The organism is Bradyrhizobium sp. 141 (assembly GCF_023074055.1).
In the GTDB taxonomy this organism is placed as follows: domain Bacteria; phylum Pseudomonadota; class Alphaproteobacteria; order Rhizobiales; family Xanthobacteraceae; genus Bradyrhizobium.
In genome coordinates, this window is the sequence record NZ_JADPKR010000013.1 from 368,078 (window position 1) to 394,746 (window position 26,669).

Annotated in this window: 27 protein-coding genes; 13 read left to right on the forward strand and 14 right to left on the reverse strand. The window is 63.5% G+C overall.

The window, feature by feature from the left end:
• Positions 1–110: 110 nt before the first annotated feature.
• Positions 111–1,094 (reverse strand): tripartite tricarboxylate transporter substrate binding protein, encoded by a 984-nt coding sequence (locus tag IVA81_RS03935; RefSeq protein WP_247312509.1) that lies wholly within the window; start codon positions 1,092–1,094, stop codon positions 111–113.
• 29 nt (positions 1,095–1,123) lie between these two features.
• Positions 1,124–2,296 (reverse strand): mandelate racemase/muconate lactonizing enzyme family protein, encoded by a 1,173-nt coding sequence (locus tag IVA81_RS03940; protein WP_247312514.1) that lies wholly within the window; start codon positions 2,294–2,296, stop codon positions 1,124–1,126.
• A 64-nt stretch (positions 2,297–2,360) separates the two neighbouring features.
• Here IVA81_RS03940 and IVA81_RS03945 point away from each other — a divergent pair, with 64 nt between their 5' ends.
• Both IVA81_RS03945 and IVA81_RS03950 read left to right on the forward strand, forming a co-directional pair.
• The gene (locus IVA81_RS03945) at positions 2,361–3,320 is read left to right on the forward strand and encodes a LysR substrate-binding domain-containing protein (protein WP_256469297.1); all 960 of its coding nucleotides are present in this window, start codon (positions 2,361–2,363) and stop codon (positions 3,318–3,320) included.
• A 316-nt stretch (positions 3,321–3,636) separates the two neighbouring features.
• Complete coding sequence (locus IVA81_RS03950) at positions 3,637–3,870, forward strand: zinc-binding dehydrogenase (RefSeq protein ID WP_247312519.1); 234 nt, start codon at positions 3,637–3,639, stop codon at positions 3,868–3,870.
• A 44-nt stretch (positions 3,871–3,914) separates the two neighbouring features.
• Here IVA81_RS03950 and IVA81_RS03955 read toward each other — a convergent pair whose 3' ends face one another.
• A complete protein-coding gene (locus IVA81_RS03955) occupies positions 3,915–4,202 on the reverse strand; it encodes a DUF1330 domain-containing protein (RefSeq protein ID WP_247312521.1) in 288 nt (95 codons plus the stop codon).
• A 703-nt stretch (positions 4,203–4,905) separates the two neighbouring features.
• On the opposite strand from IVA81_RS03955, the gene dusA reads away from it, so the two are divergent.
• On the forward strand, positions 4,906–5,898 hold the full coding sequence (gene dusA, locus IVA81_RS03960; RefSeq protein WP_346659363.1) for a tRNA dihydrouridine(20/20a) synthase DusA: 993 nt from the start codon (positions 4,906–4,908) through the stop codon (positions 5,896–5,898).
• Positions 5,899–5,903: 5 nt separating this feature from the next.
• Here the strand turns inward: dusA and IVA81_RS03965 are convergent, their stop codons facing one another.
• The 5 genes from IVA81_RS03965 to IVA81_RS03985 form a co-directional block, all read right to left on the reverse strand.
• Entirely contained in the window at positions 5,904–6,458 is a 555-nt protein-coding gene (locus tag IVA81_RS03965) for a TIGR02281 family clan AA aspartic protease (RefSeq protein WP_247312527.1), read from the reverse strand.
• 28 nt (positions 6,459–6,486) lie between these two features.
• On the reverse strand, positions 6,487–6,690 hold the full coding sequence (locus tag IVA81_RS03970; protein ID WP_247312530.1) for a DUF1289 domain-containing protein: 204 nt from the start codon (positions 6,688–6,690) through the stop codon (positions 6,487–6,489).
• Between the two features lie 44 nt (positions 6,691–6,734).
• Entirely contained in the window at positions 6,735–8,330 is a 1,596-nt protein-coding gene (locus tag IVA81_RS03975; protein ID WP_247312533.1) for an ATP-binding protein, read from the reverse strand.
• 137 nt (positions 8,331–8,467) lie between these two features.
• Entirely contained in the window at positions 8,468–9,748 is a 1,281-nt protein-coding gene (gene nhaD, locus IVA81_RS03980) for a sodium:proton antiporter NhaD (protein ID WP_247312536.1), read from the reverse strand.
• A gap of 120 nt (positions 9,749–9,868) precedes the next feature.
• Complete coding sequence (locus tag IVA81_RS03985; protein ID WP_247312539.1) at positions 9,869–10,741, reverse strand: NAD(P)-dependent oxidoreductase; 873 nt, start codon at positions 10,739–10,741, stop codon at positions 9,869–9,871.
• Positions 10,742–10,939: 198 nt separating this feature from the next.
• On the opposite strand from IVA81_RS03985, the gene IVA81_RS03990 reads away from it, so the two are divergent.
• The 5 genes from IVA81_RS03990 (at position 10,940) to IVA81_RS04010 (ending at position 15,904) form a co-directional block, all read left to right on the forward strand.
• Complete coding sequence (locus IVA81_RS03990; protein ID WP_247312542.1) at positions 10,940–11,377, forward strand: VOC family protein; 438 nt, start codon at positions 10,940–10,942, stop codon at positions 11,375–11,377.
• A gap of 129 nt (positions 11,378–11,506) precedes the next feature.
• Positions 11,507–12,649 carry an Mrp/NBP35 family ATP-binding protein gene (locus tag IVA81_RS03995; RefSeq protein WP_247312545.1) on the forward strand — a complete coding sequence of 381 codons (1,143 nt, stop codon included), beginning with the start codon at positions 11,507–11,509 and terminating at the stop codon, positions 12,647–12,649.
• A 216-nt stretch (positions 12,650–12,865) separates the two neighbouring features.
• Entirely contained in the window at positions 12,866–13,954 is a 1,089-nt protein-coding gene (locus tag IVA81_RS04000) for a TRAP transporter substrate-binding protein (RefSeq protein WP_247312550.1), read from the forward strand.
• A gap of 167 nt (positions 13,955–14,121) precedes the next feature.
• Complete coding sequence (locus IVA81_RS04005) at positions 14,122–15,210, forward strand: TRAP transporter substrate-binding protein (RefSeq protein ID WP_212092529.1); 1,089 nt, start codon at positions 14,122–14,124, stop codon at positions 15,208–15,210.
• A 370-nt stretch (positions 15,211–15,580) separates the two neighbouring features.
• Positions 15,581–15,904 (forward strand): hypothetical protein, encoded by a 324-nt coding sequence (locus IVA81_RS04010; RefSeq protein WP_247312553.1) that lies wholly within the window; start codon positions 15,581–15,583, stop codon positions 15,902–15,904.
• A gap of 108 nt (positions 15,905–16,012) precedes the next feature.
• Here IVA81_RS04010 and IVA81_RS04015 read toward each other — a convergent pair whose 3' ends face one another.
• Complete coding sequence (locus IVA81_RS04015; RefSeq protein ID WP_247312556.1) at positions 16,013–16,477, reverse strand: AAA family ATPase; 465 nt, start codon at positions 16,475–16,477, stop codon at positions 16,013–16,015.
• 166 nt (positions 16,478–16,643) lie between these two features.
• Between IVA81_RS04015 and IVA81_RS04020 the strand changes: the two genes are divergently transcribed.
• Both IVA81_RS04020 and IVA81_RS04025 read left to right on the forward strand, forming a co-directional pair.
• Positions 16,644–17,318 carry a response regulator transcription factor gene (locus IVA81_RS04020; protein WP_247312558.1) on the forward strand — a complete coding sequence of 225 codons (675 nt, stop codon included), beginning with the start codon at positions 16,644–16,646 and terminating at the stop codon, positions 17,316–17,318.
• 1 nt (position 17,319) lies between these two features.
• Complete coding sequence (locus IVA81_RS04025) at positions 17,320–18,714, forward strand: ATP-binding protein (RefSeq protein WP_247312560.1); 1,395 nt, start codon at positions 17,320–17,322, stop codon at positions 18,712–18,714.
• A gap of 208 nt (positions 18,715–18,922) precedes the next feature.
• On the opposite strand, the gene IVA81_RS04030 is transcribed toward IVA81_RS04025, so the two are convergent.
• From IVA81_RS04030 to IVA81_RS04050, 5 genes are all read right to left on the reverse strand, one after another.
• Positions 18,923–20,578: a TRAP transporter large permease subunit gene (locus IVA81_RS04030; RefSeq protein WP_247312563.1), complete on the reverse strand. Its 1,656-nt coding sequence runs from the start codon at positions 20,576–20,578 to the stop codon at positions 18,923–18,925.
• A gap of 26 nt (positions 20,579–20,604) precedes the next feature.
• On the reverse strand, positions 20,605–21,186 hold the full coding sequence (locus tag IVA81_RS04035; RefSeq protein WP_247312565.1) for a TRAP transporter small permease subunit: 582 nt from the start codon (positions 21,184–21,186) through the stop codon (positions 20,605–20,607).
• Positions 21,187–21,354: 168 nt separating this feature from the next.
• On the reverse strand, positions 21,355–22,374 hold the full coding sequence (gene moaA, locus IVA81_RS04040; RefSeq protein ID WP_247312568.1) for a GTP 3',8-cyclase MoaA: 1,020 nt from the start codon (positions 22,372–22,374) through the stop codon (positions 21,355–21,357).
• 107 nt (positions 22,375–22,481) lie between these two features.
• On the reverse strand, positions 22,482–22,976 hold the full coding sequence (locus IVA81_RS04045; RefSeq protein ID WP_247312571.1) for a hypothetical protein: 495 nt from the start codon (positions 22,974–22,976) through the stop codon (positions 22,482–22,484).
• Between the two features lie 158 nt (positions 22,977–23,134).
• Positions 23,135–23,809 (reverse strand): HAD family hydrolase, encoded by a 675-nt coding sequence (locus IVA81_RS04050; protein WP_247312575.1) that lies wholly within the window; start codon positions 23,807–23,809, stop codon positions 23,135–23,137.
• A gap of 156 nt (positions 23,810–23,965) precedes the next feature.
• On the opposite strand from IVA81_RS04050, the gene rpiA reads away from it, so the two are divergent.
• Genes rpiA through gor form a run of 3 tightly spaced genes read left to right on the forward strand, consistent with a single transcriptional unit; the run spans position 23,966 to position 26,661 of the window.
• Positions 23,966–24,685 (forward strand): ribose-5-phosphate isomerase RpiA, encoded by a 720-nt coding sequence (gene rpiA / locus IVA81_RS04055; protein WP_247312579.1) that lies wholly within the window; start codon positions 23,966–23,968, stop codon positions 24,683–24,685.
• Entirely contained in the window at positions 24,682–25,227 is a 546-nt protein-coding gene (locus IVA81_RS04060) for a DUF2059 domain-containing protein (protein WP_247312582.1), read from the forward strand. Before rpiA ends, IVA81_RS04060 begins: the two co-directional genes overlap by 4 nt.
• Positions 25,228–25,272: 45 nt before the next feature.
• A complete protein-coding gene (gene gor / locus IVA81_RS04065) occupies positions 25,273–26,661 on the forward strand; it encodes a glutathione-disulfide reductase (protein WP_247312585.1) in 1,389 nt (462 codons plus the stop codon).
• The last annotated feature ends 8 nt before the right edge of the window (positions 26,662–26,669 follow it).

Here is a 26,669-nt window from a genome sequence, read left to right on the forward strand (position 1 = left end):
CGGTTGAAACCCCGTTAGCGAAAAGAACCAGGGCGATCACGGCAAATCATCGACAGCGCATTCCACTCCGCATCATGGCAACGACGGCCATCTCGGAACGAGCCTCTGCGCTACTCCGGCTTGATGTTGCCGGCGGTCACGATGTGACGCCATTTCTCGATCGATGCATCGATATGAGCGATGTATTCCCCAGGCGTGGAGCCGATGGATTCGCATCCAATTTCATCGAGGCGCCGGCGCAGATCGTCTGATTTCAGCACGCCCTGCGCTGCAGTGCCGAGCTGGGAGAGGATCGCGGGCGATAGATTGGCGGGCGCAACGATTCCAAAGTCCGGAGCTGCGTCTACCTTTGGCAGACCGGCCTCCACCATGCTGGGCACGTCAGGTAGCTGCGCGATGCGTCCCGTCGTACTTCCAAGCGCCTTCAAATTGTTGCCGCGGACATGCTCAAGAACAGCGGGGATGGTGCTGAATGTAAAATCGACCTTGCCGCCGAGCAGGTCGATGATGGATGGCCCGCCACCGCGATAAGGCACGGAGACGACGTCGATGCCGGCCTCCTGCCGAAATTGTTCGCAGCCGAGATGGACCGCTGTGCCGAGGCCGGCGGTCGCCATGCTGAGCGCGCCGGGCTTCGACTTGGCGAGCGCGACAAGCTCTTTGACGTTGCTGACCGGAAGAGATTCCGAAACAACCAGCAGCAGCGAGGTCCGCGCCAGCAGGGACACCGGCGTGAAATCCTTTTTTGTGTCATACGGCAGTTTGGCGCCGAACAGGCTGGGGTTGATGCTGAAGGCGCTGTCTACGACGCCGATCGTGTAGCCGTCGGGTGCGGCGGTGGCGATCGCCTGAGTGCCGATCATGCTGGCACCACCGCCCCGGTTATCGACGAAGAGCGATTGGCCGAGCTTCTCTGCCATGGCGGCGACGACGAGACGCGCCACGATGTCCGATGCGCCGCCGGCGGCGTAAGGAACGATGACGCGGACTGGACGCTGCGGATATGGCTGCGGCTGGGCCCGCGCTCCTGACAGCGACGTTGTCGCGGCAGATGTCAGCCCGATCAACAGCGAACGCCGGTTGATGCATTGCATGAATTTCCCTTCCGTGTTTTTTGCGACCGTCAGATGCGGTACCGGTCGATCAACTCCGTGTCCGGATCGCCCCCGAGACCCGGGGCGTCAGGCACGGCGAGGAAGCCTGCCTCGATCGGAACGAAGCCGCCGCAGGGATCAAAGGCGAGGTCGCAATAGAATCTTTCCAAGGCGCTCGCCTTCGCTTTGGCGGCCAGCACGTGAATGGTGGCGAGATAGCCCGGGCCGAAGAAGGGTGAGTGGGGAACGCAGGTCGTCCCGGCGGCTTCCGAGTCGGTGCAGATTTGCCAAAGCGGCGTCAGACCGCCGATCTTGATCGCGCTGGGCTGAACATAATCGACGCAGCGTGCTGCGAGCATCTTCTTGAAATCGAGAGCATTGCCGGCATTCTCGCCGATGGCGGTCGGAACGCCGGCCGATTGCCTCAGCGCCGCAAGCGATGCGAAATCTTCCGGCGGCCAGATCGGTTCTTCGATCCACAGCAGATCGGATGGCGCCATTTCCATGACCGCAGCGGTCGCGTCCGCGGGCAACCAAGCGCAATTGGTATCCACCATCAACGGCACGCTCGGGCCCGCCGCGGCGCGGGCAGCGGCGACAGCGTTCGCCGTGCGCTCATGCAACTTGATCTGGTGAAAGCCTTCGCCGAGCGCACGGTCCACGACGCGGCGGATTTCTTCGGTATTGCCGTTGTATTGCAGCAGGGACGCATAGACCTCGATACGGTCGCGCCGGCGGCCTCCCAGCAAGGTCGAAACCGGCACTCCCGCGAGCTTGCCCCTGATGTCCCACAGAGCGATGTCGAGGCCGCTGATCGCGTGGATCGTGGCGCCGGCACGACCGAGATTGTGCAAGGTTCGCTCAATCCGCGCCGGCAGCTCGACGTCATCGACTTTTTCGCCAACCGCCAGCGGTGCAACCCATTGGTCGATCGCCGGAACGACCGCGGACGAAAAGCTGCCATAGGCTTCGCCCCAGCCCACCGTGCCCTGATCGGTCGTTACCCGTACCAGAACAGTATCGAGGGTGGTGCGGGGCCGGCCCGCGAACATGGGCGGGGACGACCAGTGGTCGAACGGAATCCCCAACGGGAAAGCCGTGATCGTGGCAATCCGGGGTGGGTTCATCGGTGGGGCCCATAGACGAAGCGGCAGTTGGCCGGCCGGCGCCGGCTGAACGGCCACATGGCCGTCGGGAGCCATTGTGGCCCCAAGATCCATGTGTTCAAAATACCGAAAGCTACATCAATCATATCCTGAGGTTATGATGTTGAGTATTCGGGAATTGGAGGTGTTTCGGCGGGTCATGGAACTCGGCACAATCACCGCGGCTGCCGAAGTGCTTCGTATTTCGCAGCCGGCCGTCAGTCGAACGTTGCAGCAGGCTGAGCGACGGCTCGGGTTTCCGCTCTTTTTGCGGCGAAGGAAGCGATTGCTGGCGACACCAGAGGCCCAGTCGTTGTTTCCAGAGACCGTCAGCGCGTTCGCGGCCTTCGACGTCGTCCAGAAGCGTGCGGCCGACCTGCAGGCAGGGCGAGCGGGCGGACTCAACATCGCGGCGATTTCAGCCTTCGCAAATGCATTGCTGCCGGCCGCCGTGGCAAAATTCTGCCAGTCGCGGCCTGGTGTCGTGATCTCGCTGCAGTCGATGAGTGCGCTCCAGGTCGCCACCTATGTCGCCAACCACCAGGCCGACCTGGGGTTTGTCATCGATTCCATTGCGGCGCCCGGAGTGTCGGTAAGTGATCTCTGGGCGACTGATTTTGGATGCGTCATGCCGCGGACGCATCCGTTGGCGGCGAAGCCCCATGTCGTTCCCGCTGATCTCGATCACGAAACGCTGGTGTGTCTCAACAGGCAACTCCCCCTCGGAATCCAGGCCGTACGCGCGTTCGCCGATGCGGACGTCCCATTGAAGATTGCAATCGAGGTGTCACAGTCCACAGTTGCATGCGCATTGGTGCGAGCCGGCGCAGGCCTCGCGCTACTGGATGGCTTGGCGATGATGGGTACGCCGGCAACAGATCTGGTCATGCGGCCGTTCTATCCTTCGATCAAGGTCATGGGCAGGCTCGTTCGACCGCGTCACCTGCTGCAATCTCGTCTAGCCCAAGAATTTATTGACACTCTAAATGACGTTATAGCGACTCACGATCGTTGCTCCCGCCATGACGACAGCGCCGACACCGCCATCACCACACCTCAGGCCGTCAGTAAGAAAAATTAATAGAATTCCTTGTGCGCTTCATCTATCCGGCTCGGGCAGCCTCGGGAGGCGGGAGATTAGGCGCAGGAAAACGCCCAATTTCGACACGCTAAGACGGGCGCGACCGTCATCGCGACTTCGTCATAGGACGCAAAGCTCGAGGGGCTCCGCGCGCTCGGGGTCGACTCAACTACAAGGCCGTTCCGAACTGGGGAAGGGCGGCACAAAAGCTGGCCAATAGCAGGGGCGTTGACCACGTGATTGAGGTCGGCGGTCCAGCTACGCTTCCCGAGTCGATTCAAGCCGTGCGCAACGGGGGGCATATTTCCCTGATTGCATGCTGATGGGGCTGGGCGGCGACGTGCCGACGGCTGCGTTGATGGTGAAGCAAGTCCAGCTGCAGGGCCTGATCGTCGGCAGCCGCGCGCACCAGCAACAGTTCGTGCGGGCAATCGAAGCGACCGGACTGCAGCCGGTCATCGATAGGACGTTCGCTCTCTCCGTGCTGATTGATGCATCTCGCTATTATGAGTCGGGTTCGCACTTCGGCAAGATCTGCGTCGAGTTCTAGAGCGCGATGAGATGGGAGGCGACGAAAGGATTTGGTGCGGCCGATCAGGCGCCAGGAAAGGCCCAGATGTTCATCGTCGCTATTCCCTCGCGCAGCTTCTTGATCGGAACATAGTCCGGCGAGCTCCAGAATGCATGGATTGCCTCCATGTCGGGAAACTCGAACATGATGACCGGCCGCTCGTCATGTTCGCCTTCCAGTACCTCCACCTTTGCACGTCTGACGACAAGCTTGCCGCCAAAGGTGGCGATGAATGGTACGACGGCTTGCACGTATTTTTGGTACTGCGCTTCGTCCTTGATCGTGTTCTGGACGATAAAATAGGCGGTCATGAGAGACCTCTCGGCAGTGTCTGGCAGGCGACGATACGCACGTTAGCATGCCGCGTTCGCGGATCACGCATCGACATTGGCCGGTTGGGCCAGAACTTGGAAAAGCTATCGTCGGATGGGCGACTGGCTAGTAGCCGAGACCGTAGCTTATGCCTGTCGACGGTGGCTGTCGGCAGTCCTGATGCCCGCTTTTGCCGCTGTTTCCCGTCAAGGCCGTTGTCAGCAGACAATCGAGATTGCGGGTCGATGATGTTGGCGCACCCGGCGCGAGTCGAAGGTGTGACCTTTGCCTCGAAGGGCAACGCTTATTCTTCGAGGCCAAGATGCACCGAAGCTTTCGCTAGCTAGCCCGCGGTTCTGATAGCGCGCGTCGCCCCGCCTGGGAACCGCAGCTCGCAAGTCTTCTTGCTCTATCGCCTCCAATACTACGACTACACCTGTTCTGCCCTCGGCACGGTGAGAGCGGCTCATTATTTTGCGGCCGAAGCGAACGGGATCGGTAGAAGGGTCCAAAGCAGCACGGTACTGCGGAAGCTCATCCGGTACTGCAACGCAGTACCGAGAAGGGGTGCCGTGTTCTAAAGCGCTGGGAAGCCTTCCAAATAAGCACTTGAAATGAAAGGAAAATGCCTCGAATGTTAGATTGAAATCTCTGTCGGCCCAAAAACAGCAACTACCTACCGAGAACGAAAAGCGAAATAACATCAATATGTTATCGCATCGATTTTGCATTGCACCCATGATGGATTGGACTGACCGTCACTGCCGGGTGTTCCATCGTCACCTGACGCGGCGGGCGCTGCTCTATACCGAGATGCTGACCACTGGCGCCATCATTCATGGCGACCGGGAGCGGTTGCTTGGGTTCGACGCGATCGAGCATCCGGTTGCGCTTCAGCTTGGCGGCTCGGATCCGCGCGAGCTCGCGCAGGCGGCGGCGATCGGCCAGGCGTTCGGCTATGACGAGATCAATCTCAACGTCGGTTGCCCGTCTGATCGCGTCAAGGATGGTCGTTTTGGCGCCTGCCTCATGGCGGAGCCGGAACTGGTGGCAAGGTGCGTGGAAGCAATGAAGCGCGCAGTCGCCGTTCCCGTCACGGTGAAGTGCCGTATCGGCATTGATGACCAGGATCCGGAAGTTGCGCTTGATGCGCTTGCGCGCGAGGTGGTCGCCTCCGGCTGCGACGCGCTGATCGTGCACGCCCGCAAGGCTTGGCTCAACGGTTTGTCTCCGAAGGAGAACCGCGACATCCCGCCGCTAGACTATGAGCGCGTCTATCGCCTCAAGCGCGCAATGCCCGGCGTGCCCGTGATCATCAATGGCGGCATTCCTGGTATCGACGAGGCGAAGGCGTATCTCGAACACGTCGACGGCGCGATGCTCGGCCGCGCCGCCTATCAGGATCCGTGGCGGCTTCTCTCCGTCGATGCCGACATCTTCGGCGAGGCGGCCCCGCATGGATCCATGCAGGAAGCCCTCGAGGCGATGATGCCCTATATCGAGCAGCAACTCGCGCGCGGCACGCGGCTGCATGCGATCACGCGGCATTTCGTCGGCGCATTCCATGCCGTGCCCGGCGCACGGGCCTTCCGTCGCCATCTCGCAGAGCAGGGCGTGAAGCCGGGCGCCGGCCTCGAGGTGCTGCGCGATGCGATCGCGCGCGTCGGCGCACGCGTGCCGGCCGAGGCGGCGTAGGTCGGCTAGTCGATCGCCGTGCGCGGGCGGCGGTGGCCGCTCTGAAGTTCGGGATAGCCCGTGAGCATCAGCCTGTCGGCGCGGACGCCCCAGCTCTCCAGGCGGTCGAGGAAGCTCATGCCGAGCAGATTGGTCTTCATCTGCCCGCGCTGGACGACGAGGGCCGGCACCGATTTTTCGACCAGATGGCCGACGGAGAGGCGGTCGAGCGTGAGGCGGGCCGCCTTGGTGTGACCACCGGCGGTTTCGAGATCGACATCGTATTCGAGCATCTCGAGCGGCAGCCCGATTGCTTTCGCGGTTTCCCAGGTCAGCACGACCGACGTCGCACCAGTATCGATCACCATTGGCGCTGCGACACCGTTGATCTTCGCACGCAGCGCAAATTCGCCGCCCTGGCCGCGTGGGATCTGCACGGCGGGGGCAGGCGTTGCCGTCTTTGCGCGAAAAATGTGCGAGACCTTGTGGCTGGCGCGCGCGATCTGCTCGGGATCGCCATAGGCGACGACCGCACCTGCCGTGCCGGCAAGCATGACGAGAACGAGGAGGAAGCGGATCATTGCGCGCCTCCGGAGGCGCGCAGGCCGGTCAGGTGCGTTTCGGAGATCCCGCGATCGGCACAAGTCCAGCTTCCGTCATGCGTGCCGGCAACCGGGCCATGACTGCGAGCCGTTCCGCACTTTCCATGGCGTGCCAGCGCGCGATCTCGGGCAAGGTCCGGCCGCAGCCGAAGCATAGCTTGGTCCTGGGATCGATCATGCACACGGCGACGCACGGCGTTTCTTTGCTCATTCGGACATAGTGAGGGGTTGTCGGGCATGTCTGCAAGCATCTGGTTAAGAGCCCGTGCCTGCGCTCATGATCGGCTTGTGGCGCGGCCGTCGCTTCTCCTCGGGCAGTGCGGAACTCTCCGGCTGGAGCGGTGGAGAATCATCCGACAGCGGCGCAAGCGCGCTCATCACGCGCTCCGGCGGGAAGGTGACGATCACCTCGGTGCCGATGCGCAGCTTGGATTTCAGCGTGAACGTGCCGCCATGCAGGTCGATCAGATTCTTGGCGATCGGCAGGCCGAGACCTGCGCCCTGTTCGGCCGACTTGATCGAGTTGGAGCCCTGGCCGAACGAGGCGAGCACGACCGGGATCTCGTCCTCGGGAATGCCGGAGCCGGAATCTTTCACCGAGAGGTATTGTCCGCCCGAGGCGGTCCAACCGGCCTTGAGCCAGATCTCGCCGCCCTGCGGGGTGAACTTGATCGAGTTGGAGAGCAGATTGAGCACGACCTGACGGATCGCGCGCTCGTCGGCCCAGAGCCGCGGCATGGCCTGCTCGAACACTTCGTGGATGGTGATGCCGCGGCTCGAGGCACGCAGCTTCATCAGATGATGGCAGTCGGCGACGATGCCGACCAGCGACACCGCTTCCTCGTTCAGCTCGTAGCGGCCTGCCTCGATCCGCGACAGATCGAGGATCTCGTTAATGAGGTTGAGCAGGTGCACGCCGGAATTATGGATGTCCGCCGAGTACTCCTTGTAGACCGGCACGGCATGCGCGCCGAAAATCTCGCTCTTCATCACCTCGGAGAAACCGAGGATGGCATTCAGCGGCGTGCGCAGCTCGTGGCTCATCTGGGCGAGGAAGCGCGACTTGGCGACGTTGGCGGATTCGGCGCGATGACGCGCTTCGTCCGAGATCGCCTTGGCCTGTTCGAGCTCGCCGATCAGTGCGTCCTTCTCGGCGCGTGCTTCCAGCGTGGCGAAGGTGGAGGAGTGCAGGCGATGCGCCAGCAGCACGAAGTAGCCTTCGGCGGCGAGCGCCAGCGCAGCCAGGACGTAATTGTCCAGCGAGCCGGTCATCGCGAAGCTCAGCGCCATTGCGACCGCGACCGGCGCGGTGGCGGCAAGGGCTGCGATCGGCAGATTGGCGGCGAGCATGCTCGATACTGCGATCACCAGCAGCATCAGGAACATCATCAGCGTTTCCGTGACCATGTCGAGCACGGGATGGATCAGGATCGCCATCCAGCAGAGGCCATAGAGCAGGTCGAGCACGACGAAGCGCGTCCGCCATGCCCGCGTCGCGGCTGGAGAGCTGGGCTCGATCAGGAACCGCCGGCAACTGCGGATCATGGCGCTGTGAATGCAGAGCATGCCCGCGGTCCAGGCCGCGGCCGGGATCGGCTGCATCCACAGCCCGAACAGCACGCCGGTTGCGACCACCAGCAGCATCACGACGTAGGAAGCCGATAGCCGCGTCTGGGCGTATTGGCGCAGCATCTCGGCGTCGAAGGCCGGCCGGGTGCCGCTGGTCGATGTTAACTTGTCGCGCGCCTCGCGCACCCGCTGCGCCGCAGCCCTTCGGCTGCTCGCCGATGGAGCGCTCACCGGCTCGGCCGGAAGCTCCACAACCTCGGGCTTTTCAGCGGGGTTACTCATCAAGCAACACGATTCCTGCCCACGCCGGACGCGGGCCTTCTGCATTGTCTATCTCTGGCAACAAATCGTTAAGAGGTGACTTAAGGAGCTAAAGAATTACGTTAACCCGGCGTTAATTTGGATCTCGGCTGCGCCGATCAATGCAGCACCGCGTACTGCACGATGTATACCACCGCTCCCGCCAGATATCCCACGAGCGCGGGGCCTGCGATGCGGCGGGCGTACCAGAAGAACTCGATCTTCTCGAGTCCCATGGCGGCAACGCCCGCGGCCGAGCCGATGATCAGGATCGAGCCACCGGTGCCGGCGCAATAGGCGATGAACTCCCAGATGAAGCTGTCCGGCGGATATTGCGTCAGATTGTACATGCCCATCGTTGCCGCGACGAGCGGCACGTTGTCGATGATGGCGCTCAAGAGTCCGAGCAGGATGACGATGATGTCGAGACGACCAACCGTGGCGTCGAGCCATTTGGCCAACAGCTCGAGGACGCGGGCATGCTCCAGGCACGCGACGGCCATGAGGATGCCGACGAAGAACACGATGGAGCTCATGTCGATGCGCGTCAGCGCATGGACGAGGGTGAGGGGGCGACGCGCATCCTCGTCCTTGTGGCGGTGAACGATCTCGCCGACCAGCCAGAGGATGCCCAGCCCGAACAGGATGCCCATGAAGGGGGCGAGGTGCGTCACGGCCTTGAAAACCGGGACCGCGATCAGCGTACCGAGCCCGAGATAGAACATCAGATTGCGCTCGAACAGCTCGACCCTGAGAGCCTGCGCTTCCTGCTGCAGCGGCGGAGCGATGTCCTTCCCCCTGACAGAGTAGCCGACGATGAGCAGCGGTATCAGAAGGTTGAGCAGGGACGGCAGGAACACCGCCTTCATGATGCTGACAGGCGTGATCTGGCCCCCGATCCAGAGCATCGTCGTCGTGACGTCGCCGATCACGGTCCAGGCGCCGCCGGCATTGGCGGCGATCACGATGATGGACGCAAACAGCAGGCGATCGCTCTTGTTGCCGATCAGCTTCTGGATCAGCGAGATCATCACGATGGTGGTCGTCAGATTGTCGAGGATGGAGCTCAGGAAGAACGTCACGAAGCCGATGATCCACATCAGCGTGGTCTGCTTCGTGGTGCGGATGATCGAGGTGATAACTTCGAAGCCGTTGTGGGCGTCGATCACCTCGACGATCGTCATGGCGCCGATCAGGAAGAAGACGATTTGCGCGGTCGAGGCGACGGATTCGTCGAGCTGGCGGTTGACGAGCGAAGCGTCGCCCACGGACATCGCATAGATGGTCCAGAGCAGGCCCGCTCCCAAGAGAGCCGAAGCGCTCTTGTTAACGCCTAGCGGGTGTTCGAGCGCGATGGCTGCATACGCAACGATGAAAACGGCGGCTATCACGCTCAGCAAATCGGCCCCCCGGAATTCGTTCGTCGGCTCAACTGCGCTAGTCAGGCCTTGACGCGGCGCTGCGCAGCATCAAGGCCGGTGACGGTCGCAGCTGCCCGGGCAACGACCGTCACGCGCTCCTCAGCGTTGCAGGCGCGCGAGCAGGCTCGACGTATCCCAGCGTTTGCCGCCCATCTTCTCGACCTCCGCGTAGAACTGGTCCACGAGGGCGGTCACCGGCAGGGTGGCGCCGTTGCGGCGGGCTTCAGCCAGCGAGATGGAGAGGTCCTTGCGCATCCATTCGACCGCGAAGCCGAAATCGTATTTGTCATCGTTCATGGTCTTGTAGCGATTTTCCATCTGCCAGGACTGCGCTGCGCCCTTGGAGATGGTCTCGATCACTGCGGCGACGTCGAGGCCACTCTTCTTGGCGAAGTGGATACCCTCCGAGAGACCCTGCACCAGACCGGCGATGCAGATCTGGTTGACCATCTTCGTCAGTTGGCCGGAGCCGGCGGGCCCGAGCAGCTTGCACATCCGCGCATAGGCGCCTGAGATGATCGGCTCGGCGCCGGAATAGGCATCCTGCGCGCCGCCGCACATCACCGTCAACACGCCGTTCTCCGCGCCGGCCTGGCCGCCGGAGACCGGCGCATCGATGAATTTGAAGCCGGCCTTGGTGGCGGCTGCGTCCAGCTCGCGTGCGACCTCGGCGGAGGCGGTGGTGTGATCGACGAAGGTCGCACCCTTCTTCATGCCAGCGAAGGCGCCGTCGGCGCCGATCGTGACCGCGCGCAGATCGTTGTCGTTGCCGACGCAGCACATCACGAAATCCTGGCCTTCGGCGGCGGCCTTCGGGGTCGGTGCGGTCTTGCCGCCGAACTTGTCCGCCCATTCCTTCGCCTTGGCCGCGGTGCGGTTGTAGACGGTGACCTCATGGCCCCCTTTTTTGACGAGGTGTCCGGCCATTGGGAAGCCCATGACGCCGAGACCGAGGAAAGCGACTTTAGCCATGTGTGGTACCTTGTCCGTAGCTTGAGTTTTACGGTTGTATCCGGGCGAGGGCGCCGGGCGGCATCCTCGGAGTTCCGCTGCAAGGGCGGGCCGGAGGCGCACCATAAACCGTTAAGCCGGGAGGGCAACGGCTTCGTTTGGCGGCCCCCTGTGCTAGGATGGCGGGACCTAAGGACTTCGAAAAAAGGGAGCGAGAGCATGGGCGGCGTGAGCGTTGGCGTCCTCGATCATTTCAACATCCGGACCCGAAATCTGGCTGAGACCGTCCGCTTCTACGAGGATGTACTGGGCCTGGAAAAAGGCGCCCGGCCGAACTTCGCCTTCCCTGGCGCCTGGATGTACAGCGAGGGCAAGGCGGTGGTGCATCTCGTCGATATTTCTGCGACGGCTGAGCCACAAAAGCCGGATTCCGGCGTTGTCCACCATGTCGCCTTCGTCAGCCGCGGCTTTGACGGCATGAAGCAGCGGCTGACATCCAAGGGGATGAAGTTCGACTCTCGCCAGGTGCCCGGCGGCAACCTCTGGCAGATCTTCGTTCACGACCCCAACGGGGTCATGATTGAGCTGAACTACGAGGCTGCCAAGGAGCAGGGGGCCGCGCCTGCCGAGATGGCTGACGATATCGGCAGGCAGTAGCCTTTTGGGCGTTTCCGCTCTAATGGGGCATCCTAGAGTCTCGAGCATGACCTTGCCGGAAAGCCGCTCCACGCTTTGCGCTGGCGCAGCCCTCCGGGTCCGGATCAGGCTCCGTTCAGGAGATGCGCTTTGAGCGTGACGCAGCAACAGGTTCTCGACAGCCTCGCCAGGATCAAGTCGCCCCGCGGGGTCGCGCTCACCAATGCCAATGTGCTGAGCGCCATCAGCGCGTCCGACGGCAAGGTGTTCTTCTCGATCAATGTCGACGCCGCCGAGGCCAGGGCCTGGGAATCCATCCGCGCCGAGGCCGAGGCTGCCGTGCGCACCATTCCCGGCGTCACCACCGTCATGGTGGCGCTGACCGCCGAGCGCAAGCCGGGCTCCGCACCTCCACCGCCTCCGCAACCCAGCCGCGGCGCGCCGGGCGTGCAGCCGGTGCATGCCCACAAGCCGCCGCCGCAGGGCGGCGCCCAATCGCCCATGGCGCGGCAGTCGGAGATCCCGGGCGTCGCCGCCGTGATCGCGGTCGCCTCCGGCAAGGGCGGCGTCGGCAAGTCGACCACCGCGCTGAACCTGGCGCTGGGTCTGCGGGACCTCGGCCTCAAGGTCGGGCTGCTCGACGCCGACATCTACGGACCCTCGGTGCCGCGCCTGACCGGCCTGCACGACAAGCCGGAGCTGAACGGCGAGCGCAAAATGATTCCGCTCCGGCGCTTCGGCCTCGCCATCATGTCGATCGGCTTTTTGGTGGAGGAGGAGACCGCGATGATCTGGCGCGGTCCGATGGTGATGTCGGCGGTGACGCAGATGCTGCGCGATGTCGAATGGGGCAAGCTCGACGTTCTCGTGGTCGACATGCCGCCGGGCACCGGCGATGCCCAGCTCACGCTGGCGCAGAACGTGCCGCTGAAGGGTGCGGTGATCGTCTCGACCCCACAGGACCTGTCCCTGATCGATGCGCGGCGGGGACTTGCCATGTTCAAGAAGGTCAACGTGCCCGTGCTCGGCATCGTCGAGAACATGAGCTACTTCCAGTGCCCGCATTGCGGCACCAAGTCGGACATTTTCGGCCACGGCGGGGCGCGGCACGAGGCCGAGAAGCTCGAGGTGCCGTTCCTCGGCGAGATCCCGCTGCACATGACGATTCGCGCCACCTCGGACGCCGGCAATCCCGTCGTCGATAGCGAGCCGGACGGTCCCCATGCGGCGATCTACCGCGCCATTGCAGGGCAGGTCCGGGACCAGCTCAAGGGTGTCATCGCAGCGGCCTGATGAGGCCGCCCGCGGCGCGCCTTCTCATTCCTTTGGGGGCATGCGACTTTCGTAGAGCCCTGTCATGCCATTGTCGCGTTCCGCAAGCGGGGCTTCCGTGGTAAAGGCCCACGGCAGTCAAGCCCCTTCGGTTCGACGCGCCTTGGCGCGTCGCCGGAATCAGCGGCGGCACAAGAGACGTCAAGGGGAAACGCCCCAGCAAGGAGAGACCTGAAGATGAAGCGTCGTGATTTTCTGAAAGTGTCGGCAGCAGGCGCGGCGGCGACCGCAGTGGCCTCGCCGGCGATCGCGCAGTCCTCGCCCGAGATCAAGTGGCGCCTGACTTCGAGCTTCCCGAAGTCGCTCGATACCATTTATGGCGGCGCCGAGCAGGTGGCGAAATACGTCGCCGAGATGACCGACAACAAATTCCAGATCCAGGTGTTCGCCGCCGGTGAGCTCGTTCCCGGCCTGCAGGCGCTCGATGCGACCTCCAGCGGCACGGTCGAGATGTGCCATACGGTGTCCTACTATTATGTCGGCAAGGACCCGACCTTCGCGATCTTCGCCTCGGTGCCGTTCGGCCTCAATGCGCGCCAGCAGAATTCCTGGCTCTATCAGGGCGGCGGCAATGAGCTCGCCAACGAGTTCTTCAAGAAGTCGAACGTCGTCGGCTTCCCCTGCGGCAACACCGGCACCCAGATGGGCGGCTGGTTCCGCAAGGAGATCAAGACCGTTGCCGACCTCTCCGGTCTGAAGATGCGCATCGGCGGCATTGCCGGCCAGGTGCTTCAGAAGGTCGGCGTGGTGCCGCAGCAGCTCGCCGGCGGCGACATCTATCCGGCGCTGGAGAAGGGCACCATCGATGCGGCCGAGTGGGTCGGCCCCTACGATGACGAAAAGCTCGGCTTCGCCAAGGTCGCCAAGTACTACTATTATCCGGGCTTCTGGGAAGGCGGTCCCACCGTCCATGCCTTCGCCAACCTGGAAAAGTTCAATGCGCTGCCGAAGAACTACCAGGCGATCCTCACCAACGCGACGGCCAATGCCAACACCTGGATGGCCGCGCGCTACGACATGCAGAACCCGGCGGCGTTGAAGCGTCTGGTCGCCGGCGGCACCCAGCTTCGTCCCTTCACCAACGAGGTGCTGGAAGCCTGCCTCAAGGCGACCAACGAGCTCTGGGCCGACATCTCGGGCAAGAACGCCGACTTCAAGAAGTCGATCGACGCCATGCAGGCCTACCGCTCCGATGAATATCTGTGGTGGCAGGTCGCCGAATATACCTACGACAGCTTCATGATCCGCTCGCGCACGCGCGGCTGATCGCCTAGGCCTAAAGTCGCAAGACCGGAAAGCCCGGCCTCCCCTGGAGGTCGGGCTTTTTGTTTGCCGCAGTGCGATCGGGATGGAATTGGGCGGCGGCTTGCGTCATGGTGATGCCAAGCCTCGGCAAGAAGGCTCACCATCACGATCCATCAGGGCAGGAAATCATGAAGAGAAGAGACTTCATCAAGGTCACCGGACTTGGCGCGGCCGGCGCCGCCACGCTCGCGGCTCCCGCGATCGCGCAATCGATGCCGGAAATCAAATGGCGGATGCCGACGAGCTGGCCGAAATCGCTCGACACGCTGTTTGGCGGCGCCGAGATGATGTGCAAGATGGTCGCTGAGGCGACCGACAACAAATTTCAGATCCAGATCTTCGCGGCCGGCGAGATCGTGCCGGGCCTGCAGGTGCTCGACGCCGTGCAGAACGGCACCTGCGAAATCGGCCACACTGCCTCCTACTACTATTTCGGCAAGGATCCGACCTTTACCTTCGGCTCGGCCGTGCCGTTCGGTCCCAACATGCGCATCAACCAGGCCTGGTACATGCAGGGTGGCGGGCGCGAGGTGCTCAACGAGTTCTACAAGAGCTACAACGTCACCTCGCTGCTCGCGGGCAACACCGGCTGCCAGATGGGTGGCTGGTTCAGGAAAGAGGTCAACACGCCCGATGATCTCAAGGGCATGAAGTTCCGCATCGGCGGCTTCACCGGCCGCGTGCTCCAGAAGCTCGGTGTGGTGCCGCAGCAGCTTGCCGGCGGCGACATCTATCCCGCGCTGGAGAAGGGCACCATCGACGCCGCCGAGTGGGTCGGCCCCTATGACGACGAGAAGCTCGGCTTCTACAAGATCGCGCCGCACTATTACTATCCCGGCTGGTGGGAAGGCGGGCCGATGCTGCTGGCCTTCGTCAACCTCGACAAATGGAACGCGCTGCCGAAATATTACCAGAGCGTGCTGGAGCAGGCCGGCCACTACGCCAACAACTACATGATGGCGCGCTACGACACCGCCAATCCGCTCGCGCTGAAGAAGCTGCTCGCGGGCGGCACCAAGCTGCACCCCTTCTCGCCATCGATCATGGATGCCTGCCACAAGGCCGCCAAGGAGCTGCACGCCGAGGTCGGCGCGACCAACGCCAATTTCAAGAAGGTGCATGACTCCCTCGCCAAGTTCACAAGCGACGGCTACGCCTGGTTCCAGGTCGCCGAGGTCGGCTACGACATCTTCATGGCGCGGCGCTCGCAGAGCTGATCACGTCATCTCTCGCGGACAGCGCCCCGAAGCGGAAGCTTCGGGGCGCTGTCGTATATGGAAGGGCCCAAACCTCAAAAACTGAAAAACAACCCCATGCACAGTAGCCAATGGCTTGATAAGTCATAGGAAAAAATTGGCAGGACAAGCGGCCTTCGCGGAGATGATACCGGTGCTGCGGTGTGCGGGCGAAGTCGCCCCCGAAAGCCGGCGGATCGATGGATGCTTTCGTTTCGTAACTCCTGCCAACCAGGTGCAGCTTGACCCGTCGGGCAAAGCAGGAGTAGAAAGCAATCATCGAATAATCCGAAATCGAGTTCGTCGATGCCAACCCGGAAGACGAGGATGAGCTTCGATCCCCAACGACGTTTTGGGAACGCTGCACAAGGCTTGGTCGCTGTCGACGGCCAGCCAATGGACGGCGAGCAATCCTGCGTCGGGACAATGCAACGTCACGTCGTTGCTCATCCATGAACTGTTCGGCGGCGAGTTGCTGAAGACGCCGCTGCCGGCTGGCGACCATTTTTACAATCGGATCGAAGGCAAGAGGTACGACTTCACGGCGAGCCAGTTCGAAGAGCCGATCGCGTATGTGGATTTGCCTGCGAGTCGGACCGAGGCGGAGCTCGGCGCAACAAGCGATCAACTGGCCGAACTCAGAGACGCTTTTAGAAGCGGCCATCCTGCGAGCTAGCCATCTTGTCGCGAACATAGCTCTCCGCTCGCCCCAGCAGATCATCGAGCGAACAACCCGCCGTATCGAGCACCAGATGCTCTCGATCCCACGGTTCATACGCTCGGCTCACGACATCATTCCAGCTTGGGAGTTCGAGGCCATCAATGTCGGGCGTACGGCTCTCCACGCGTTGCCGGTGCAGCACCGCTTCGCTGCAAACCATTTCGATCTCAACCAAGCGTGCCGAGGTCTGCAAGGCACATTGCCGCCACGCAGCGCGGCTTGCCAGCACTGGTTAACGCAGTCGGCGATAACGATGCGCCCGAGCTTGAGATTTTCGGCCGCCAGCGCGTTGGCTATGGCATAGCCCTCTGCGTTGACCGTAAGGCCAGCGTCCTTCAACGCCTGCTCGATCGAATCGATACGAAGATATGTCGCCGCGAGCCGAACGGTCAGTTCGCGGGAAATCGTCGTCTTGCCCGTGCCCGGAAGGCCGCCGAACACAATGAGTGCCGATGATGGATGCATGACGCCATGATGGGGCAGCGATCCGAGCTCCGCAACGGGACGGACGCGGCGACGTTTGATCAAGCATGCAGCGGCCGCTTACTGGAGACGGGCGGCTCCGGCTTACATGAATCTGACAGGGCAGGGCGACCAGCCGTGCTTTTTCGCTGGCCGAGGCGACCGGAATGATGGAATAGAGCGAAGATGCCGCAGGAGCCATGCGGCGACCCGAGTATTCGGCTGACATGCGATGCGCCTTCTGATCGTCGAGGACAATGCCGAGCTGTCGCGGCTCGTCGCGGCCGGGCTGGCGGCGGCCGGCTACCAGAGCGACATCGTGGGCAGCGCGGCCGAGGCGCGCGAGGCAGTGAGCAGCGTCAGCTATGCTGCGATGATCCTCGACCTCGGGCTGCCCGACGGCGACGGTCTGTCGGTGCTGCGCGAGCTGCGCCTCAAGATGGAACCGCTCCCCGTGCTGGTGCTGACCGCGCGCGGCGGCCTGCAGGACCGCGTCAGCGGCCTGCGCAGCGGCGCCGACGACTATCTCGCAAAGCCGTTCGCGATGGAGGAACTGGTGGCGCGGCTGGAGGCGATCCTACGCCGGCCCGGCCAGCTGCTCGGCCGCTCGCTCACTCTCGCCAACCTCGTCTACGACACCGAGAGCCGCCAGATTTTCGTCGACGACCAGCCGCGGATCATTTCTGCGCGCGAGACCTCGGTGCTCGAGATCCTGCTGCGCCGGCAGGGGCGGGTGGTGCCGAAGAAGAACGTCGAGGACCACATTTTCGGGCTGGACGGCGAGGTCGCTTCCAACGCGGTCGAGGTCTATGTCTCGCGGCTGCGCAAGCAGCTCGCTGAACACGGTGCCAAGGTCGTGATCCATACCATCCGCGGCGTCGGCTATCTCATGGACGTGGAGAAATAGCGTGGCCCGGGTCGGATCTCACGTCGGATCCTATGCCGGGTCCTATGGCAGGTCGCCGACGTTCAAATCGCTGATCTGGCGCATCGTGTTCCTGCACATCCTGGCGGTGGCGGTGGTCGCGATCTTCCTGCCGCTGGTGCTGTTCTGGCTGCTCAATTCCGAGATCGACCAGCTGCATCGCGATGCCATGCGGGCCCAGGCCGAAGTGCTGGCGCAGCGCATCGTTGCGCAGCCGGACGGCCTCATGACGTTCAATCTGCCCGACAGTCTCAAGGGCCTCTACTCGGATGCCTATGGTCGCTATCAGTACGACATTCGCGATGCCGAGGGCCGCTTGCTGTTCTCCTCGCACCCGCGCTCCGCCGCCGCTGCACCGCGCTCCTCGGAGAGCATTTCCGGCGCCGCGGTCACCCGGGACATCGACGGCAAGACGGTGCGCGTCCAGGTCGCCGAGGACCTCGCACATCGCGACGTCATCATCGATGACATCGTCTCGAACTTCTTCCGGCGGGTGGGGTGGATCACCATCCCGATCCTATTGGTCCTGCTTGCCACCGACATCATCATCTTCCGCCGTGCGATCGCGCCGCTGTGGAAGGCCTCCGAGGAGGCCAGCAATATCGGTCCGGCGCGCACCGATATCCGCTTGCCGACGGAACAGATCCCCCGCGAGATCCTGCCGCTCGTCACCGCCGTCAACCAGGCGCTCGACCGCCTCGAGGACGGCTTTCGGCTGCAACGGCAGTTCACGGCGGATGCCGCGCATCAATTGCGCACGCCGCTCACGATCCTGCGCACGCGCATCGAGATGCTTGACGATCGCGCGACACGGCAGGCGCTGCATGCCGACATCGAAGCCATGAGCCGGCTCGTCGCCCAGCTCCTGGAGATCGCCGAGCTCGACACCCTGGTGCTAGATCCCGGCGAGACCGCGGATTTGCGGGCCGTCTGCGCCGATGTGGTCGCCTCGATCGCACCGTTCGCGATCAGCCAGCACAAGGACATTGCGCTGAGGGGTACCGACGCGCCGGTCAAGATCCACGGCAATTCGGAGATGCTCCAGCGTGCGATCTTCAACCTCGCCGAAAACGCCATCAAATTTACCGCGAAGGACACCACCGTCGACGTCGAGGTGGGCGAGGACGGCTCGGTGCGCGTGCGCGATCGCGGGCCGGGGATCGCGGAGGCCGAGCGCGAGCTGATCTTCCAGCGCTTCTGGCGTGCCGACCGCCGACGCAGCGACGGCGCGGGGCTGGGACTCTCGATCGTGCGCGCCGTGGCGGATGACCACGCGGCCACGGTCGCGGTGGCGAACCTCGTCGGCGGTGGCGCCGAGTTCACGCTGCGGTTTCGGCTGGCGGAGGGAGAAGACGTTTCGCTCTCGCCTGGAGGGTAGGGCTATTGCATAGGAGGTGTGTGCAAGGGGCACCGACACTCTCCCCGCGTCATGGCCGGGCTTGTCCCGGCCATCCACGTTTTGCCGCGCAGCACAAAGAACGTGGATGCCCGGGACAAGCCCGGGCATGACGACCTCCGGTGAAAGTTCGAATGCGATAGCTCTCACCCTCCAGGGGAGGGTGGAGAGGGCAGCGAGCCGCGTCCGATTACTTCTGCGGCGGCCCGAGATCCAGTGGAGGCAGCTCGATCTGCGGCACCTCGATCTTGATGGTGCTGGGATCGATGTTCGACTGGACGCCCTTGTAGTGCATCACCATCGACGGGAACGCGATCACCAGCGCGACCATGATGATTTGAATGACGACAAATGGCACCGCGCCCCAATAAATCTGGCCCGTGGTGACAGGGTCCATCCGCTTGCCGGTGACGCGATCGGTGTATCGATCCTTCGGCGCGACCGACCGGAGATAGAACAACGCGAAGCCAAACGGCGGATGCATGAACGAGGTCTGCATGTTGACGCCGAGAATGACGCCGAACCAGATCAGGTCGATGCCGAGGTGTTCGGCGGCAGGTCCGAGCAGCGGGATGACGATGAAGGCCAGCTCGAAGAAATCGAGGAAGAAGGCCAGCACGAACACGAACGCGTTGACGAAGATCAGGAAGCCGACCTGGCCGCCGGGCAGGGAGGTGAGCAGGTGCTCGACCCAGACGTGTCCGTTGACGCCGTAGAAGGTGAGCGAGAACACGCGGGCGCCGACGAGAATGAACACGACAAAGGCCGACAGCTTGGCGGTTGATTCCGTGGCTTGCCGGATCAGGTCCCAGCTCAGCCGCCGTTTTGCGGCACCGAGGATGAGGGCGCCGGCGGCACCCATCGCGCCGCCTTCGGTCGGGGTCGCGATGCCGATGAAGATCGTGCCGAGAACCAGGAAGATCAGGAACAGCGGCGGCACCATCACGAAGGTGGTCTGCTGCGCCATCTTCGAGAGAAAGCGGAAGCCGGTCAGCTTGTCGATGACCCAGTTCACCACGGCGACGGCGAACGCGAAGATGATGCCGAAGAACATGCTGAGCACGACGTAATCGGCGCCGTGTGTCTCGGAGTTGCGCATCATGAACCAGCCGAATACGCAGCTCGCCAGGAACAGCACGCCGAGCGAGGCGAGGCCACGGCTGCCGTCGTTCTCGCGGAAGCCGATGGCTTCCTTCGGCAGGCCCGGCGTGGCCTTCGGGAAGATCATGCTGACGAGGAAGGCGTAGACGGCGTAGAGGCCCGCGAGCACGAGGCCCGGGATGAAGGCGCCCTCGTACATGTCGCCGACGGACTTTCCGAGCTGGTCGGCCATCACGATCAGGACGAGCGAGGGCGGAATGATCTGCGCGAGCGTGCCGGACGCGGCGATGACGCCGGATGCCACGCGGCGGTCATAACCGTAACGCAGCATGATCGGCAGCGAGATCAGACCCATCGAGATCACGGATGCCGCAACCACGCCCGTCGTCGCGGCCAGAAGCGCGCCGACGAAGATCACGGCATAGGCAAGGCCGCCGCGGATGGTGCCGAACAATTGGCCGATCGTGTCGAGCAGGTCCTCGGCCATGCCCGACCGCTCCAGCACCAGTCCCATGAAGGTGAAGAAGGGAATGGCCAGCAGCGTGTCGTTGTTCATCACGCCGTAGACCCGCTCCGGAAGCGCCTGGAGGAAGTCGGGGTGAAATTGACCGAGCTCGACGCCGACGACGGCGTAGAACAGGCCGACGGCGCCGAGCGAGAATGCCGCGGGATAGCCGAGCAGCAGCACGACGACCAGCGACGCGAACATGATAGGCGCCATATTGGCGATGATGAATGCGGTCATGATTCCCCCTGAACCGTCGCCAACGGCTACTTCTTCTCGATCGCTTCGACGAGATGCTCGACTTCCGCCTCCAGCGCCGACACCTGGGATTCATGGGGATCCGGCAGCATTCCGCGCATGACCGCAATTCGCTTGATCAGCTCGGAGATGCCTTGAACGAGCAGGAAAGCGAACCCGATCATGATGAGGGATTTCGCGGGCCATTGCGGCAGACCGCCGGCATTGCCGGATTGTTCGTTGATGTGGAACGAGCGCTGGAAGAACGGCACGCCGGTGATGATCATGATGATGCACAACGGAATCAGGAAGAACAGGTGGCCGACCACGTCGATCACGTTGCGGACCGTCTTCGGCAGCGCGTTGTTCACGATGTCGATGCGGATGTGCTCGTTGTCGAGCAGCGTCCAGGGCGAGCAGAGCAGGAACACGATGCTGAAGAGCACCCATTGCAGCTCGAGCCACGAATTGGAGGACGTATCGAACGTCTTGCGGATGATCGCATTGACCGCCGAGATGATGACGGCGGCTACGATCAGCCACGCCAGGCGTTTGCCCGTCCAGCGCGTGAACGCGTCAATCCCTTGGCTCAACTTCAGGAGCGCTTGCAACGATAGGTCCTCCCCGATTGTGCCGCGCCGCCCGGATTGTGCCGGGCGCGCGCGTGGGCTTGTCTCGCCGCGCAGGCATGAGGCTGTCGCACCAAAACAGCGGGCGCGCGGGCCGTCAATTGGAACTTGGTTGATAGTTCAGGGAAATAAAGCCGCAGCGCGGCGACCTCAGCCGCCGGTGACGCTCATATGCCTGGAGACGCTGGGACGGTCGTGGCGGCGATCGATGATGAAATCGTGGCCCTTGGGCTTGAGGCCGATGGCGCGGTCGATCGCATCCGCAAGCAGCATGTCGTCATCGGATGCACGCAGAGGTTTGCGCAAGTCGGAGGCATCCTCGTGGCCGAGGCAGGTGTGCAGCGTTCCCGTGCAGGTAATGCGAACCCGGTTGCAGGATTCGCAGAAATTGTGCGTCATCGGCGTGATGAAGCCGAGCTTGGCGCCGGTCTCGGCGACGCTGACATAGCGGGCCGGACCGCCAGTGCTCTCGGCCAGATCCGTCAGCGTGAATTGCTGGGCGAGGCGCGCACGCACCAGCGACAGCGGCAGATATTGGTCAATCCGTCCCGATCCGATCTCGCCCATCGGCATGACCTCGATCAGCGTCAGGTCCATGCCCTTTCCGTGGGCCCAGCGCATCAGCGAAGGCAACTCGTCCTCGTTGAGGTTCTTCAGCGCCACCGCATTGATCTTCACGGCAAGTCCTGCAGCGCGCGCGGCCTCGATGCCTTCCAGGACCTTGTCGATCTCGCCCCAGCGGGTGATCTCGCGAAACTTCTTGGGATCGAGCGTGTCGAGCGAGACGTTGATGCGGCGGACGCCGCAATCGGCGAGCTCGCCGGCGTGTTTCGCGAGCTGGGTGCCATTGGTGGTCAGCGTCAACTCGTTCAGGGCGCCGGTCGAAAGATGCCGCGACAGCGAGCGCACCAGCGTCATCACGTTGCGCCGGACCAGCGGCTCGCCGCCGGTGAGCCGCAGCTTCTTGACGCCCTTGGCGATGAAAGCCGAGCAGAGCCGGTCGAGTTCCTCCAGCGTCAACAGGTTCGCCTTGGGCAGGAACGTCATGTCCTCCGACATGCAGTAGAAGCAGCGCAGGTCGCAGCGGTCGGTGACGGAAACACGCAAATAGTTGATGGTCCGTCCGAACGGATCGGTCATCGGGGTCGACAGCGCGGCGGATCCGTTCATGCGAGAGGCCTTGTCACTTACGGCGACGAGCGCACCTTTGCTCAACGGTGCTCGGGACGCAATCTAAGCATCGGACGCGACGAGGACAATCGGGTGGTATACGTAGATTAGCGTCTGCCGGCGTTCGGGTCGGGGAACGGCGAAGCACCGGCCGGAGCGGCCACAGTCGGTGCTGCGGCAGGCGCGGCCGCAGCCGGTTTGGGCTTCCTGGGCCGATGCGGCTTGCGAACCGGTTTTGGCGGGGTGGCCGGCTGCAGTTCCGCAAACACCGGATTCGGGTCCGTGGTCACCGCGGCGGGTGTGGTGAAATCCCCGGGATTCTTGATCACATTCACCGGGACGCTCGCAGGCTGGAATTTGGGCAGCGCGAAAGCGACCGTGAAAGGGGCGTCAGGGGCGGGAACCGAGACGGAGCAGGGGGTCTTGCAGCCCGGACCGAGCGAGGTTGTAGCGTCGGCGCCCGGGGGATTGGATTCGAGCCGGACCTGGACGGTCGGCGGGGCCGATTTGAACATGTCCCAAGACATCGAGGAGCAGCCGCCAAGACTTGCCGCTCCCAACAGACCCGCTCCCGCTAACGCAACCGCGATGCTACGACGCATGACCCATCCACTTCAACTGCGACGAACCGCCACATAACCCCGCACGGACCTTAGGAGCGTCGTTTGGGGCAGGCAACCGGCGGGCTGCGCATGGTTAATGAAGGGTTAACGCCGAGGATTCGCGTAATAACAAAGCAATTCCGGTGGCTTGATGGGGGCTATGCGGTCATCAGGCTGCTGGCGGCGGCCGGCAGGTCGCGCATGTGATGGATCAGCCGGTCCGGCTTCAGCTCGGCGATCGGCACGTCCGTGTAGCCGAAGCTGACCCCAATCACGGGTACCCCGGCCCGCCGGGCCACCCCGACATCGGTTCCGGCGTCGCCGACCATGATGCTGGCTTTGACCGCGCCGCCGGCGCGCGCCACGGTCTCGCGAAAGATGGTCGGGTCGGGTTTCTGAACGCCAAACGTGTCCGCGCCGCAGATCGCGGCAAAGCGGCGGCTGAGGTCGAGCTGGTCCAGCAGGCGCTTGGAGAGCCATTCCAGCTTGTTGGTGCACACCGCGAGGCGATGGCCCTGGGCTGCAAAATGGTCGAGCGCGGCCTCGAGCCCCTCGAAGGGGCGGGATTCGACCGCGATATGATCGGCATAATAGCCGATGAAATCCGCCGTCATCCGGTCCATGTCGGCGGGGGTGACGGTGCGGCCCTCCGCTTCCAGCCCCCGTTCGATCAGCTTGCGGGCGCCGGCCCCGATCATGTTGCGGGCCGAGGCCATCGGCACGGGCGGCAGCCCTTCGCGGTCGAGCACGTGGTTCAGCGCGGTGATCAGGTCGGGCGCCGTATCCACAAGCGTGCCGTCGAGATCGAAGACGATGGTGTGAGGGGAGTTCATGATCCAAGCGCTACCGGCCCGGTCGTGTCCACGCAAGGGGCAGGCCCATAAGATCACCTTATAGGCCTGTTCCCGCGAGAAAAACGAGGCTACATAGGCCGCCGAAAGTGGCCATGATCGGCGGCACATCTTCCGGATTCAGAGGCGGGCGCACAGGTGAACATGGACCAGTTGAAGCGGCAGGCCGCGGCGCGCGCGCTCGATGAGGTGCGGGACGGCATGCAGCTCGGGCTCGGCACCGGCTCGACGGCCAAACATTTCGTCGAGCTGCTCGGCGAGCGCGTTGCCGCCGGGCTCAAGGTGATCGGGGTGCCCACTTCGGAAGCGACGCGCGCGGACGCGGAGCGCTGCGGCGTGCCGCTGACCACGCTGGACGAGATCGACCATCTCGACATCACCGTCGACGGCGCCGACGAGATCGATCCCGCGCTCAACCTGATCAAGGGCGGCGGCGGTGCGCTGCTGCGCGAGAAGATCGTGGCGGCCGCTTCGGATCGCATGATCGTGATTGCCGATGACACCAAATGGGTGCCGACGCTCGGCCGCTTTCCGCTGCCGGTCGAGGTGATCCCGTTCGGCCTCGGGGCGACGCGCCGGGCGATCGAGAAGGCATTTGCCGAATGCGGCGTTTCCGGGCAAATGGCAGTCCGCAAGGCCAAGGACGGCCACGTTTTCGTCACCGATGGCGGCCACTGGATCGTCGATGCCCATCTCGGACGTATTGTGGATCCAGCCGGTCTCGCCAAGGCGTTGAGCGCCATCCCGGGCGTGGTCGAGCACGGCTTGTTCATCGACTTGGCCAGCTCAGCCGTTCTGGCGGGCGGCGAGGGAATTCGCGTGATTGAACGGCGCAAGCCGAAAGGAGACCAGGAATGAAGAGTGTTTTGAGATTTTTGCCGGCCGCGACCCTTGCCGCGGGATTGGCCCTCGCGGCCGTTCCGGCCGTGGCGCAGCAGCCTGCCCAGCCGAAGGCTGCCGCCGCGCCTGCCCAGCCGAAGGCCTCGCCCGCGGCGATTGCGGCAGCCAAGGAGATTTTGCAGATCAAGAACGCCAATGCGATGTATGCCGGCGCCGTGCCCGGCCTCGTCGAGAAGACCAAGATCGCGCTGACCCAGCAGAACCTGAACTATCAGAAGGATCTCAACGAGGTCGCTCCGATCGTGGCGCAGCAGCTCCAGGGACGTCAGAACGAGATCGGCGAAGGCATGGCGCAGATCTATGCCAGCGAGTTCACCGAGCAGGAGCTGAAGGACCTCGTCGTCTTCTACAAGTCGCCGCTGGGCAAGAAGCTGATCGAGGCCGAGCCGCGCGCCATCGGGCTCAGCATGGCCTTCATGAACTCCTGGGCCCAGAACTTCGCCGAAACCGTGATGGGGGCCTTCCGCGCCGAGATGCGCAAGCGTGGCAAGGAGATCTGATCGATCCTATCTGATCGGGAGTCCTGAAAGAGGTCGGAGTGGATAATGGCTGAATTCGACGTCGACCTCTTCGTCATCGGCGGCGGCTCGGGCGGCGTGCGTGCCGCCCGCATCGCGGCCGGGTACGGCGCCCGCGTGATGATCGCGGAAGAGTACCGCATGGGCGGCACCTGCGTAATCCGCGGCTGCGTGCCGAAAAAGCTGTTCGTGATCGGCTCGCATTTCCGTCACGAGCTCGAGGACGCCGCCGGTTTCGGCTGGACCGTTCCGCCCGCCAGCTTCGACTGGGCGACGCTGATCGCCAACAAGGACAAGGAAATCGCGCGGCTGGAGGCGGCCTATACCGCCAATGTCGAGAAGTCGGGCGCGCAAATCGTCAAGAGCCGCGCGGCGATCGAAGACAAGCACACCGTCCGTCTGCTCGAAAACGACCGCAAGATCACCGCAAGATACATCCTGATCGCCACCGGCGGTGCGCCCAACCACGGCGCCTCGATTCCCGGCATCGAGCACGTGATCTCCTCCAACGAGGCGTTCCACCTGAAGAAGCTGCCGAAACGGATCGTGATCCAGGGCGGCGGCTACATCGCGCTGGAATTCGCCGGCATCTTCGCCGGCTTCGGCTCCGACGTCACCGTGATCTATCGCGGCGACAACATCCTTCGCGGTTTTGACGAGGATGTTCGGACCCACGTTCGTGCCGAGATGGAAAAGCAGGGCATCACCATTCTCACCGGCTGCACGGTGAGCAAGGTCGACCGCCACGGCGAGGAATTCACCACGCATCTGTCGAACGGATCGAGCCTCGCCTCCGAGCAGGTGATGTTCGCGATCGGCCGCCATCCGGCCGTGGCCAATCTCGGGCTGGAGAAGGCCGGCGTTGCCATCAACCCTGCGAATGGCGGCATCGCGGTCGACCATTTCTCCAGGAGCTCGGTCGACAGCATCTATGCGATCGGCGACGTCACCCATCGCTTCAACCTGACGCCCGTCGCCATCCGCGAGGGCCATGCCTTTGCCGACACCGTGTTCGGCAAGCGCGAGGTCAGGGTCGATCACGCCAACATTCCGACGGCCGTGTTCTCGCAGCCGGAGGTCGGCACGGTCGGTTTGACGGAAACCGAGGCGCGGGCTCAATACAGCCACGTCGACATCTACAAGACCTCGTTCCGCCCGATCAAGGCGACGATGTCCGGCCGCGACACCCGCGTGCTGATGAAGCTTGTCGTCGACGGCGCGACCGATCGCGTGCTCGGCTGCCATATCGTCGGCGATGCCGCCGCCGAGATCACCCAGGCGGTCGCGATCGCGGTGAAGATGAAGGCGACCAAGGCCGATTTCGACGCGACGATCGCGCTGCATCCGACTGCGGCCGAAGAGCTCGTCACCATGCGCACGCCGACCGCGCGCCATGTGCGCCAGGCGGCAGAGTAAGGCCTCTC

What these genes read in the sequence shown, in the direction of transcription:
- IVA81_RS03935 (WP_247312509.1), bottom strand. Translation starts at nt 1,094, where the DNA reads ATGCAATGCATCAACCGGCGTTCGCTGTTGATCGGGCTGACATCTGCC.
- IVA81_RS03940 (WP_247312514.1), bottom strand. Translation starts at nt 2,296, where the DNA reads ATGGCTCCCGACGGCCATGTGGCCGTTCAGCCGGCGCCGGCCGGCCAA.
- IVA81_RS03945 (WP_256469297.1), top strand. Translation starts at nt 2,361, where the DNA reads ATGTTGAGTATTCGGGAATTGGAGGTGTTTCGGCGGGTCATGGAACTC.
- IVA81_RS03950 (WP_247312519.1), top strand. Translation starts at nt 3,637, where the DNA reads ATGCTGATGGGGCTGGGCGGCGACGTGCCGACGGCTGCGTTGATGGTG.
- IVA81_RS03955 (WP_247312521.1), bottom strand. Translation starts at nt 4,202, where the DNA reads ATGACCGCCTATTTTATCGTCCAGAACACGATCAAGGACGAAGCGCAG.
- IVA81_RS03965 (WP_247312527.1), bottom strand. Translation starts at nt 6,458, where the DNA reads ATGATCCGCTTCCTCCTCGTTCTCGTCATGCTTGCCGGCACGGCAGGT.
- IVA81_RS03970 (WP_247312530.1), bottom strand. Translation starts at nt 6,690, where the DNA reads ATGAGCAAAGAAACGCCGTGCGTCGCCGTGTGCATGATCGATCCCAGG.
- IVA81_RS03975 (WP_247312533.1), bottom strand. Translation starts at nt 8,330, where the DNA reads ATGAGTAACCCCGCTGAAAAGCCCGAGGTTGTGGAGCTTCCGGCCGAG.
- IVA81_RS03985 (WP_247312539.1), bottom strand. Translation starts at nt 10,741, where the DNA reads ATGGCTAAAGTCGCTTTCCTCGGTCTCGGCGTCATGGGCTTCCCAATG.
- IVA81_RS03990 (WP_247312542.1), top strand. Translation starts at nt 10,940, where the DNA reads ATGGGCGGCGTGAGCGTTGGCGTCCTCGATCATTTCAACATCCGGACC.
- IVA81_RS04000 (WP_247312550.1), top strand. Translation starts at nt 12,866, where the DNA reads ATGAAGCGTCGTGATTTTCTGAAAGTGTCGGCAGCAGGCGCGGCGGCG.
- IVA81_RS04005 (WP_212092529.1), top strand. Translation starts at nt 14,122, where the DNA reads ATGAAGAGAAGAGACTTCATCAAGGTCACCGGACTTGGCGCGGCCGGC.
- IVA81_RS04020 (WP_247312558.1), top strand. Translation starts at nt 16,644, where the DNA reads ATGCGCCTTCTGATCGTCGAGGACAATGCCGAGCTGTCGCGGCTCGTC.
- IVA81_RS04030 (WP_247312563.1), bottom strand. Translation starts at nt 20,578, where the DNA reads ATGACCGCATTCATCATCGCCAATATGGCGCCTATCATGTTCGCGTCG.
- moaA (WP_247312568.1), bottom strand. Translation starts at nt 22,374, where the DNA reads ATGAACGGATCCGCCGCGCTGTCGACCCCGATGACCGATCCGTTCGGA.
- IVA81_RS04045 (WP_247312571.1), bottom strand. Translation starts at nt 22,976, where the DNA reads ATGCGTCGTAGCATCGCGGTTGCGTTAGCGGGAGCGGGTCTGTTGGGA.
- IVA81_RS04050 (WP_247312575.1), bottom strand. Translation starts at nt 23,809, where the DNA reads ATGAACTCCCCTCACACCATCGTCTTCGATCTCGACGGCACGCTTGTG.
- IVA81_RS04060 (WP_247312582.1), top strand. Translation starts at nt 24,682, where the DNA reads ATGAAGAGTGTTTTGAGATTTTTGCCGGCCGCGACCCTTGCCGCGGGA.
- gor (WP_247312585.1), top strand. Translation starts at nt 25,273, where the DNA reads ATGGCTGAATTCGACGTCGACCTCTTCGTCATCGGCGGCGGCTCGGGC.